This window comes from Pseudoalteromonas aliena (assembly GCF_038155085.1).
Lineage (GTDB): Bacteria > Pseudomonadota > Gammaproteobacteria > Enterobacterales > Alteromonadaceae > Pseudoalteromonas > Pseudoalteromonas aliena_A.
On record NZ_JBAKAU010000017.1, the window covers coordinates 19,124 to 30,539 of the forward strand.

Annotated in this window: 10 protein-coding genes; 2 read left to right on the plus strand and 8 right to left on the minus strand. The window is 39.5% G+C overall.

Features of this window, described 5'->3' with window-relative positions; all coding sequences use genetic code 11:
• Positions 1-16 precede the first annotated feature (16 nt).
• The 8 genes from add to cyaY all read right to left on the minus strand — a co-directional run bounded on the left by add (position 17) and on the right by cyaY (position 9,764).
• Entirely contained in the window at positions 17-1,018 is a 1,002-nt protein-coding gene (gene add / locus V6260_RS14680) for an adenosine deaminase (RefSeq protein ID WP_341594892.1), read from the minus strand.
• Between the two features lie 122 nt (positions 1,019-1,140).
• Positions 1,141-3,828: a CHASE domain-containing protein gene (locus V6260_RS14685; RefSeq protein ID WP_341594893.1), complete on the minus strand. Its 2,688-nt coding sequence runs from the start codon at positions 3,826-3,828 to the stop codon at positions 1,141-1,143.
• 49 nt (positions 3,829-3,877) lie between these two features.
• Entirely contained in the window at positions 3,878-4,987 is a 1,110-nt protein-coding gene (locus V6260_RS14690) for a heme biosynthesis HemY N-terminal domain-containing protein (protein ID WP_341594894.1), read from the minus strand.
• Positions 4,984-6,822, minus strand: coding sequence for a uroporphyrinogen-III synthase (locus V6260_RS14695; RefSeq protein ID WP_341594895.1), 1,839 nt, complete (start codon positions 6,820-6,822; stop codon positions 4,984-4,986). Before V6260_RS14695 ends, V6260_RS14690 begins: the two co-directional genes overlap by 4 nt.
• Entirely contained in the window at positions 6,823-7,761 is a 939-nt protein-coding gene (gene hemC, locus V6260_RS14700) for a hydroxymethylbilane synthase (protein ID WP_341594896.1), read from the minus strand.
• A gap of 35 nt (positions 7,762-7,796) precedes the next feature.
• Entirely contained in the window at positions 7,797-8,765 is a 969-nt protein-coding gene (locus tag V6260_RS14705) for a DUF2914 domain-containing protein (RefSeq protein WP_341594897.1), read from the minus strand.
• A gap of 22 nt (positions 8,766-8,787) precedes the next feature.
• Positions 8,788-9,444: an alpha/beta hydrolase gene (locus V6260_RS14710; RefSeq protein WP_341594939.1), complete on the minus strand. Its 657-nt coding sequence runs from the start codon at positions 9,442-9,444 to the stop codon at positions 8,788-8,790.
• Positions 9,441-9,764, minus strand: a complete 324-nt coding sequence (cyaY, locus tag V6260_RS14715; RefSeq protein ID WP_341594898.1) for an iron donor protein CyaY — start codon at positions 9,762-9,764, stop codon at positions 9,441-9,443. Before cyaY ends, V6260_RS14710 begins: the two co-directional genes overlap by 4 nt.
• Before the next feature lie 168 nt (positions 9,765-9,932).
• Between cyaY and lptM the strand changes: the two genes are divergently transcribed.
• Positions 9,933-10,127 carry an LPS translocon maturation chaperone LptM gene (gene lptM / locus V6260_RS14720; protein WP_341594899.1) on the plus strand — a complete coding sequence of 65 codons (195 nt, stop codon included), beginning with the start codon at positions 9,933-9,935 and terminating at the stop codon, positions 10,125-10,127.
• Positions 10,128-11,381: a diaminopimelate decarboxylase gene (gene lysA / locus V6260_RS14725; protein WP_341594900.1), complete on the plus strand. Its 1,254-nt coding sequence runs from the start codon at positions 10,128-10,130 to the stop codon at positions 11,379-11,381.
• Positions 11,382-11,416: the final 35 nt, after the last annotated feature.

The window sequence follows — 11,416 nt, forward strand, 5'->3', positions numbered from 1 at the left end:
TTTTAATGCTCTTAAATTAACGTGTGCTAACGAGTGCTAAAAGTTCTTTTTTATCGCCATCACTTAAAAATGCTATTTCTAACGCATTTTTTTGAGCTTTTTCCATATCAACTTGAGATAAGCCAGCTTTAGGTGCAGCAACGGTATATTCATACTCAATTTCAATACCTTCAACCGCAGGATCATCAGTATTAATACACGCTAAAATACCATGATCTAAAAACTGTTTAAGTGGGTGCTTAGTTAAATCGTTTACTGTACTGGTTTGAATATTACTTGTTAAGCACGACTCAATACCAATACGGTTATCGCGTAAATAATCCATTAGTTTTGGATCTTCAATTGCTTTAACGCCATGCCCTATTCTGCTCGCACCCAACTCATTAATTGCTTGCCAAATACTTTGAGCACCAAGTGCCTCTCCAGCATGAATAGTAGAGGCTAAATACGCATTTCGTACTTGTTTAAAGTGCTCTACAAACAACTCACCTGGAAAGCCAATTTCGTCACCGGCTAAATCAACAGCGACTAAATCATTTTTAAATGCGAGTAATGCATCAAGCTCTTTTTGACACGTTTTTACGCCATAAGTACGCGATAAAATACCAATCAAGTTAGCTTTTATATTTGCGCCCATTGTTGCTGATTTAATACCATCAACAACCGCCTCTACAACCCCTTCAGGGTGTAAACCTTGGCTTTGTGCCATATAATAAGGGCTAAATCGAAGCTCTACATAATCAAGACCTTGTGCTTGTGCATCTTCAATGTTTTCAATCGCGATACGTCTACACGCATCGTAGTCGCCAAGTACAGTAACTCCCCAATCTAACTTTTGTAAAAAAGCCATAAGGTTTGGCTCAGGGTCAATAACTTGAACATGAGGGATTAATGCTTCAACGTTATCTGCAGGTAGCTCTATATTAAACTGTCGACCAAGTTCTAATATGGTTTGCGCACGCACATTACCGTCTAAATGGCGGTGAATATCTAGCAAAGGTAATTTTCTATTGATCATAATAGCAACCCAGTTTAGTTAAATTTGCGCGCATGATACGCAGATATAGTTATTTTTCAAGTGTATATGATTTGCGGTAAGTTTTAGCGGTCATATGTCTGCTTTTTGTGCAAAACATAACGTTATTTATTTGATAAATAATGCCAAAGAGTTTTAAAAAGCGTATTTGCATCAATAGGTTTGGTAATATAACTATTCATTCCAGAGGCTAATGCCTTTTTAACGTCATCATCATGTGCGTTCGCCGATAGCCCTATTATGGGTAAATCAATTAACCCTAAATCACAACGAATTACTTTTGTTGCTTGGAGTCCATCCATTTTCGGCATCTGAATATCCATAAGAACAATGTCGTAGCTATTTTCGGTTAGCTTTTCTATGGCTTCAAAACCATCATCAGCAATATCGGCAATACACCCTTTTGTTTTTAAAATGGCACTGGCAACATGCTGGTTAAGTGGGTTGTCCTCTACTAAAAGTAACTTATAGTTTGCGAATGATAAGGTACTTACATCTATTTCGTCGTATTGCTGCTGAATTTGCTCTGCCTTTGGTAAAGGCGATATAAGCGGCAAACTAAATGTAAATGTAGAACCTTTGCCTTCATAACTGACTAAATCAATTGCACCACCCATTAACTCAACCAGCTTTCTGCAAATACTTAACCCTAAGCCTGTACCACCATATTGACGTGAGGTTGAGCTATCGGCTTGCGCAAACGGTTTAAACAATTGTTTTTGTGCTTCGCTACTAATACCAATACCGGTATCGTTAATACTAAAGTAAGTCATTTTTTTCGACTGCCAAATTTTCAGAGTGATCTCACCTTCCCCTGTAAATTTAACCGCATTATTGAGCAGGTTCAGCAGCACTTGTTTTAAGCGGATTGGATCGGTATTAATGACCAAATTTGATGTTTTATCAAAATCGAGACTTAACTTTATTGATTTAATATCAGCTTCAAACTGAAGTAAATTAAGCATTTCATCCGCTAAACTCGCTACATAAATAGGCTCTTGCATTAAGTCTAACTTGCCTGCTTCCATTTTTGAAAAGTCGAGCACATCGTTTAATACCCGCAGTAAAACACCAAGTGCTCCATCTGCTTGTTCAATGTAACTTCTTGCTTGTTGCCAATCATTTTGCTGCAGCGCTAAATAATGCAGCCCTTTTATACCGTTAATAGGGGTGCGGACCTCGTGACTCATGTTTGCTAAAAACTGTCCCTTAATGTGACTCGCTTCATCTGCTTTTTGTTTTTCTTTGCGTAATGTATGCGTTTGCCTAGCCACTTGTTCGCGAATTTGTATGTTTGTACCAGTAACTGAAATCAAAAATGTAATCAGTAACCACACAAACAACATACCTACTATTTGTGCAAGCCAATACATTAACCAAGACGTTCTAACTATTGGTTCATATAGCTCGACCTGCCAGATGCGTTTGCCAATCAACAATTGATATTCTTTGAACAGCATTTGCGAATTATCGGTATCGGCAATATAAATTGCCTGCTTTTTTCCTGATATCGTTGTATCAAAAAAACTGGCTGAAATTGAGTTATTATAATCAAATAATAGTGTTTTCGATAAGCGTTTCAAACTGACAACCGCTGCTACAAAACCTTGAAAATCATCTTCGGTGGACGACTCTCTAAAAACAGGATATAAAAAAAGCACCCCTTGTTCGGCTGTATTTTGGACCAAGTTAATTGGCTCACTTAGTGCAAGTTCATTAAGTGCTTTCGCCTTACTAAGCGCTGCATCTCTTACTTTACTTGAAGCTAAATCAAACCCTAAAACATCTTCATTCCCCTCTAAAGGGTATACGTATTTTACAGGAAAGTAATTGCTACGCGTACCTGCAGGCTGCCAAGCTCCATCTAGTGACTTTTCTTTTACGTAGAAAGGTTTGCCTGTGGCTGTATTTTCATGTATTTCAAAATCTACGAGTTTATTTGCTGGTACATAAGGTATCCATTCAAATGCTAAAATTTCTTGGCTATAGTCCAACTGCTTTGAAGTAAATTGTTTAAACTCTTTAAAGTCCACGTCATTACTACTAATAAAAAATGTAGCTAGCAATTCTAAGTCAGCAGTAATACCGTCGATCTTATGGCTTACAGCATTTTGCACAGCAAGTATTTTGGCTTCTTGCTTTTGAATGTCTTTTTCTTTTTTAACACTAGCAGCACCATAAAAACTAACGCTGATCAGTATATAAATTAATAATGAAGGTAAAATCACCAGCATACGGTGGCGTACTTGCGTGTAATTAAAAGCTGCGAGCATGAGTGGAGTAAATATGAGTACGCCAATACTGTCGCCAATCCACCATGCAATAAAGCTATCAAAAATAGCATTGGTCGGAATCACATGGCTCAATGCTAATAAGCTAGTACCTACACCTGCAGCAATAATACAGCATATTGGCCCCGCTACTATTAAGCTCTGCACACTATGCTTTAAAGAAGATAAATCTAGCGGAGCCTTAATTACATTTACTATAATTTGTCGGCCAATCCAAGCCTGTAAAACAGAGGCTAAAGTAACGCCTATAGCTTGTAACAGCAGGTTAAAATGAAGAATGTCTACAGTGTTATCAAGGTGAATTAAGTTAGTACAAAAAGCCCCAACAATAAGGCCAACAAATGACTTACGTCCCCAAATTAAAAAACTCGCTAAAGCAATTCCTGAGGGCGGCCAAGAGGCGACCGCATAGCCATCTACAGAAAGCAGTGAGTTGCTAAAGTACCCAGAAAAAAAGTAAGCACAAGCCAAGCTAAGAGTTAATATTAAAAACTTTTTCAATGCTTGTGCTCCTGAACTACAAAATGCTAAGTAGTTATAGTGTAGTCATTTATTGATATAAAACGAGCGCCTTTTCTGCCTGTGCACTATTTTTATAACTCAAAACAGCTTGTTCAGAGAACTGTTTTTTATTTTCACTATTCAATGCTTTATCAAAAATCCTTGCAGCTAAGTCATAATCACCTTGCGCGTTAGCCAGGCAAGCCAATGCAAGTAATAATGAGTTATTTGAATCATCATTTTTAAGATGATCTTGAATGCTTACTTGCAGTTTAGCTGCATCAGCAGACGTCGCTTTACTTAATATATTAGCAAGATCTAAGTGTTGCTCATTGTGTTTAACCATTTTAATTAAGTCGCTTTCAATAACAGCCAATTGACCTGCTTGCGCCATTTGCATTAAATATGCGGTGTGGCCATGAACTTGCAGTTTTTTAGGTAGCTGTTTGTATTTTTCACTCAGTTTGTCTGCATCTAACGCATTAAAGTAGGCACTGAATAACTGCGTCCACTGTGCATCAGTAAGTGCTTTTTTGCGTAATAAACGCGGTAAAAAGTCTTCCAGCGCACTAAAGTGTTGCTGCTGTACCAATACTTCTGCATAAAGTTTTAACTCAAGTGCGGTGGCTTTTTTAGCTTCTGCGCTAATACGCATTTGTGATTCAATCGCGCTACTGTCGCCACTTGCCAACCATAGTTTTGCTACTTTTAATTGATGCTCTGGGCTTATTTCAAATAAACGCTCAAGTGCTTTATCTGTTTGATTATTAGCAAGCGCTGCTTTTGCAAGTAATGCTAAGCGAATATCTTCATACTTACCTGGTACGCTATTACCTGATAGAGCCTGCTCTACATGCTCATAATCATCGTTAATAGCACTCCACAGAGCCTGTTCAATCGCTGCTTGTTTACGCTCTTGGCTACGTGTAAAAAAACCATGTTTAGTATTATGATAAATCGATAATAAGTAGCGGATTAGCTTATAAGTTAAGTACAGCACAGCTGCTGTAATCACCGCCATAATACAAAACGACACTATAGTGCCTTCAATCGTTGTATTATTAAACGAAATAAGTACATAACCTTTTTCATCTAGCAAAAATGGAGTAACCGCTAGTACAACAACAATAGCTACAATTAAAATAATTAGCCCTATCATTGCGCCCACTCCTTAACCTTTTGTGTACTGTTTAAGGTTACTTTTGGATTGAAGTTAAGCTGCTCTTTTTCAAGTTTAGACAACGCTTTAAGTACCGTTTTAGTTGTATCATCTTGCTTAAAGTACTCACCAACTAAGCGTTTTGCTTCACTTAAGGCGCTAAAAAAAATACTCGCCTGCTTACTCATAAGCGCATCTTGTGCCTGAGTTATATTAAGCTTGATTCGTTGATTTATTAAATGACGCTCTTGATCTGTAAGTAATGGCTCAATGGAAACACCCTCATGCTGGCGAATAGTAATAAAACTGTCCACAATTTTATTCCAGCTATTACTCAAATTTTGCTGCCAATCACTTACGTCACTACTTAAAGCATTTTCATCTATTGCAGCTACTTCTTCTGGTAGATTAACTGCATTAAAAGCTAAGTCGTCAATACTGCTTAGTATACTGTTTAGCTGTAAATAAATAGCCTCTGTTGCAACAGGTTTAAGGCTATCAAGTGTTTGTATGTCTTGCATAATGGCTTGGCGGACTTCAACTGTCCCTGGGTGCTCACTAAGTAATCCATCTAAGCGTTTTAAAACAGCACTGGTGCCTTGGTAATCTTTTTCAGCCCATAGTTTAAACTCAGCCATACGTTGTAAGCTGGTTACTTCTTGTGGGTTTAAAGATGAGTCTTGTTGCTGCGCCTTTTGCAGAGCCGCTTTTAGTTCTTGCTGATTTTGAACTGCACTTTCATTTAGGGCTGCGGCAACTTTTTCTTCACTATTAAACAGCGCTTGTTGCAAATTAGATTGCGCCGATTTAAGTGCTTGCAGCTCCTGGGTGAGTAACTTATTTTGCTCGCTTAACTCATTAACGGCTAGGTTTTGCGCTTTACCAGCATTTAATTTTTGGTAAAACTCGTATCCAACACCAGAGGCCACAATTAACGAAATAAGAAGCGCAAGTACTGCAACCTTACTTGTTTTTTGTTTGCTTTTGTCTGCCGTATTTTTTGTAGCTGTAGACTCTTGCTTAGTTGATTTAGCTGAGGCTGTGTTAGCTGTTGTTGGTGTGGCTTTTTCTGCCGTTACTGGCTTTGACTGTTCGCTCATGTTGCTACCTTGCTGAATTATGCAGGTAAACATAGCATTATCGCTAGCCCCTGCTGCAATATGTATATTAGCCGAACTTACCTGTTGCAGCTTTAAATAAGCAGCTATCCGCTCGCTGGCAACATAAAATTGGCACTGTTGTAACCATTGTAGTTGTGGTGCAGCAAGGGGAGTAAAAATGGCATCAACTGCTGCATTACTTGTTATGACTATACCGTGTACATTCTGACTTTTCCAGTGGTCTGTCCAGTTAGGAGAAAGACTCTCGGTGGGTTCACGTTTGTACACAACACAATTATTTAAAAAAGCACCACGCTCTTTGAGCGTTTTAGCTAACTCAGGGCGGCCACCTTGCCCCTTAACTAACACTATATTACAACCATCAACCTCGGCGAGTGATTTAAGCGCAAGTAGCCCTTCTGAATCATGCTGCTTTGGTACAGCTGCGCGCACACCAAATTGTTCATATATAGCATCGGCTGTTTGTTGCCCAACCGCATAAAACTGCGCTTTGGTATTTATATTTGGTGTTAATTGCGAAAGCTCACTGACTGCATCTTGCGATATAAATATTATTTTATCGGCATTTATAAGCGGGCTAAGTTCAGTGCTGGAGGGTGTTAAATGCGTTATTTTTAATACCGGAAATAAAGACGCCTGATAACCCGCTTGCTCAAGTTTTTGTGCAAGGGCTGCGCCTTTTCCTTCGGGCCGAGTTATCAGAATATGTGTCATTTATGCGTCTCTATAAACTTCAGCTAATATTTTGTCTGCGCCTTGAGCTAGTAATTTTTTAGCAAGCTCAACACCTAGTTTTTCTGCGTCGGTTACATGACCTGTTACTTCGTCACGTAAAATTTCGCTGCCATCAACAGCACCAACTAAACCACGTAAATGTACCTGCTCGCCATCAACTAATGCATAAGCACCAATAGGAACTTGGCAACCACCTTCTAAATAGCGATTCATCGAACGCTCTGCGTTTACGCGAATACGTGTTTGTGTATGTTCAAGTGGTGCAAGTAATGCTTTGGTTACTTCATCATCAATTCGACATTCAATACCTACAGCGCCTTGACCATTTGCTGGTAATGACACTTCTGGCTCAATGTAGTTAGCAATACGTGACTCCATTTCTAAACGAATAAGCCCCGCTGCAGCTAAAATAATAGCATCATATTGGCCGTCATCTAATTTACCTAAACGCGTATTTACATTACCGCGCAAATCACGAATATCTAAATCAGGGCGAAGTGCCTTAATTTGGCACTGGCGGCGTAAGCTCGAAGTACCCACAATAGCGCCTTGTGGTAGCTCACTTAAATTAGCAAAATTGTTTGATACAAACGCATCGCGTGGATCCTCACGCTCACAAATAGTATGCAGTGCTAGCCCTTGAGGAAACTCTACTGGCACATCTTTCATAGAATGTACGGCAATATCAGCACGTCCATCTAACATAGCTTGCTCAAGCTCTTTAACAAATAAGCCTTTACCACCAATTTTAGCAAGTGGTGTATCTAAAATTATATCCCCTTGCGTCGACATTGGGACTAATTCTACGTACACATCGGCATGAAAACGCTCAAGCTCCGCTTTTACAAACTCGGCCTGCCAAAGTGCTAAAGCGCTTTTACGTGTTGCGATGCGTACTAATTTTGTTTTTTCTGTCATAAGGGTATCCAATTAATTACTGCGTTTAGCTACATTTAGTCAGCTAAAATTCTAAATTCTTTTTGGGCAATTAAATTACCTTGTTCATCAACTACATCAACACGCCAATGACCTGTTTGCGTGTTCATGATATTTTTTGTTGAGTACGTTCTGTAACGAGGCGAAGTAACATTAAGTATAATTTCAGCCATCGTTTCACCTTCAAACGACCAAATATGCTTAACTTGTTGACCTTGAAGATTTTTAATCTCGCTAAAAAACGATAACCCTTCATCAAACTGGCTTAATCTAATATCAGCAGCAAACACATTAGTAGGCTCACGCTTACTTACTTTACGAGTAAGTACCGCACGACTAATTTTACCCGTATCTATTTGCGCGCCCAATGCCAAACTTGCCACTTGTGCTGTAGGCGAAAAACCTTCAGTGCCACTCAATGCGCCATCATCACTTTTTAACTCTAAAAGTAAGTCACTTTGATTAGCGTGCTCAGTTACGTTTTGGACTTCTTCTTGCACATCATTATCGAGATGGGAGTTTAACTCTGTATTAATACTTTTGCTTTGATCAGTAACAATATCGTTGTCAGCTAATAAAGCCGGGGTATTATTTACAAGGCCTACTTCGGCAGGTGTATCACTAAATATGCTTTGTTGAGTTTCATTTTGCACAGCTAACAACGGTTCAATACTTGCTTGAGTTACCTCTGCAGACTCAGCTGCGGTGTTGTTTACAGATAATTCTGACTCAACATCTATTACTTCATTGTCTGTTTGGTTTTCAGCGTTACTGCTAAAACTTAAGAATAGTTCCTGCTCATTTGGATGCTCGCCTTGCTCTGCATTAACAGAGGTGGTTAAGCCATATACAACTGCTGCAGAGGTCATTAATACCAACATAGCAATACTCACAATACGACGCCAATTCCACTCGTAGCTTACCGTTGGAACGCTCTCTTGTAGTTCGCGTTTAACATTTGCTTTTATAACTATTTTTTGACTCATATTGACCTCAGCGGTTGCAAAGTTAGCTTAAACGAGCAATCAACCATTGGCGAATAGCTTGCAATTCTTCTGCGCAAACTTGATGAGCCATTGGATATTCTTGCCAGCTTACATCCATGTTATGTGCTGTTAATACTTCAAACGCATTTTTACCGGCACTATGCGGTACAACGTTATCTTGGCTACCATGAGCCATGAATACGTTTAAATCAGTATGTTTTGCTTCATTCGCAAATTTGTGTGGCACACACATATAAGTAGAAAGCGCCATAACACCCCCAAGCTTTTGTTCAAAGCGCGGAGCTAAATGCAGCGACACAACACCACCTTGAGAAAAACCAGCTAAAATAATTTTATTAGCAGGTATGCCATTGGCAATTTCTTTATTAATTAACTCTTCTATCTTCTCAGCAGAATCCCTTACGCCTTGTTCATCGGCACGCTTATCTAATTCTATAGACTTAATATCATACCAAGAGCGCATTTCCATACCACCATTTATGGTGACCGGTTGCACTGGCGCATGCGGAAAAATAAACCGTATACCAAGTTCGCTTGGCAAATTTAGCTGCGGAGCTACGGGTGCAAAACCATCCCCAGAGTCGCCTAAACCATGTAACCAAATAACCGTTGCTTTGTGCTCACTTTGGGCTGCATATTCTACAAATTCTAAACTCATAGTGTTGATTGCCATTTAACTTCTTGGCCAGCTTGGCGAGTTGAGGCTTCATTTATAAACGCCCAAAATTCAGCGCCAGAACGGTTATCAATCCATAACCCATCACGCATTTCAAAATGATGACCGTTAAACTTAGTCGCAACCCATATTTGATGAAGAGGTGCTTGCTTATTGATCACTATTTTACTTTTATCAGGAAAAATAATTTCTAAAATACCTTGTGCCGATTCATAATCTAAATCAGCTTCGCAATCATCAACCTGCTCTTCAATAGTGAACATAAGAGCTTCGGCTAATTGGTGATATTCGTGTTCAGTCATTGTTATTTCCTTTGCAGGCGAGCCGCCTAATATTGGGTACGTTTTAGCTTTGAATTAGCTTTAAAAATGTGCAGCTAGTGTAACAGGAATAAAATCATCCGCGAATAGCTGCATTTTTTAGATATTCTGTTACTCTGCGATTATAAAGCCAGCAACCATATTAATCTAATGAAAGCGACACATACCTTACAATTAAAAAGACTATTAATAAGCACTGTACTGTTAGGCGCCTTAGCTGGCTGCGGACAAAGCGGTCCGTTATATTTACCAGAGCAACAAATAGAGCAAAACCAACCTCAAAATACAGCTAAACCAGTCACTACCGCTGAGCAAGTCAAAACACTGCAAAGTCAGGAGCAATAAATGGATTATTTTAACTACAAAAGCAACCAATTATTTGCCGAAGACGTAAGTGTGGCGAGCATAGCGCAGCAATACGGTACGCCATGTTATGTTTACTCGCGCGCGACATTCGAGCGCCATTTCTTAGCATTTGCTAACGCCACTAAAAATCATAAAAGCTTGGTATGTTACGCCGTTAAAGCAAACTCAAATATAGCCGTGCTTAATATATTAGCGCGCTTAGGGTCGGGTTTCGATATTGTATCTAAAGGCGAACTAGCGCGTGTAATTAAAGCGGGAGGCGATGCTTCTAAAGTGGTTTTTTCGGGAGTGGCTAAAACAGCAGACGAAATAGCATATGCATTAAAGTTAGGCATTAAATGCTTTAACGTTGAATCAGCCTCTGAGCTTGAGCGTATTTCTGAAGTGGCTTGTGAGCTAAATCTAGAAGCGCCTATCTCTATTCGCGTAAACCCCGATATAGATGCAAAAACACACCCGTATATTTCTACCGGTTTAAAAGAAAATAAATTTGGTATTGATATTCAAACCGCTGTGAGTGTCTATCAACAAGCCGCAGCACTACCTGGTTTAAAAGTAATTGGTGTTGATTGCCATATTGGCTCTCAATTAACTGAAGTTAGGCCATTTTTAGAAGCCCTTGATAAATTAATGGCGCTTATTAATGAGCTAAAAACCAACGGTATTGAGCTAACCCACTTAGATATTGGTGGCGGTTTAGGCGTGCCATATAACAATGAGCAACCACCACACCCAAGTGAATATGCAGCGCAAGTTACCGAGCGCTTAGCTAACTACAAACACCTTGAACTTATTTTTGAACCAGGACGCGCTATTGCAGCTAATGCGGGTATTTTGGTTACTCAAGTTGAATTTATTAAACAAAACCAAGACAAATTTTTTGCCATTGTAGATGCCGGTATGAACGACATGCTTCGCCCTTCTCTTTATCAAGCCTGGCAAAAAATCATTCCGGTATCCGTTCGCGACGACGAAACACCGACTCACAACTTTGATATTGTGGGTCCGGTGTGTGAAACCGGCGACTTTTTAGGAAAAGACCGTGAACTCGCCCTAAAACAAGGCGATTTACTAGCACAACGAAGTGCGGGGGCATATGGCTTTACCATGAGCTCAAACTACAACTCGCGCCCGCGTGCTGCAGAGATAATGGTAGATGGTGTGCATCATCACCTTATTCGTGAACGCGAAACTATTGAAAGCCTTTATCAGGGTGAGAAAGTTTTACCATAAACGTTTTTGTCTACTAGCTGCTCTGTGGCATGATT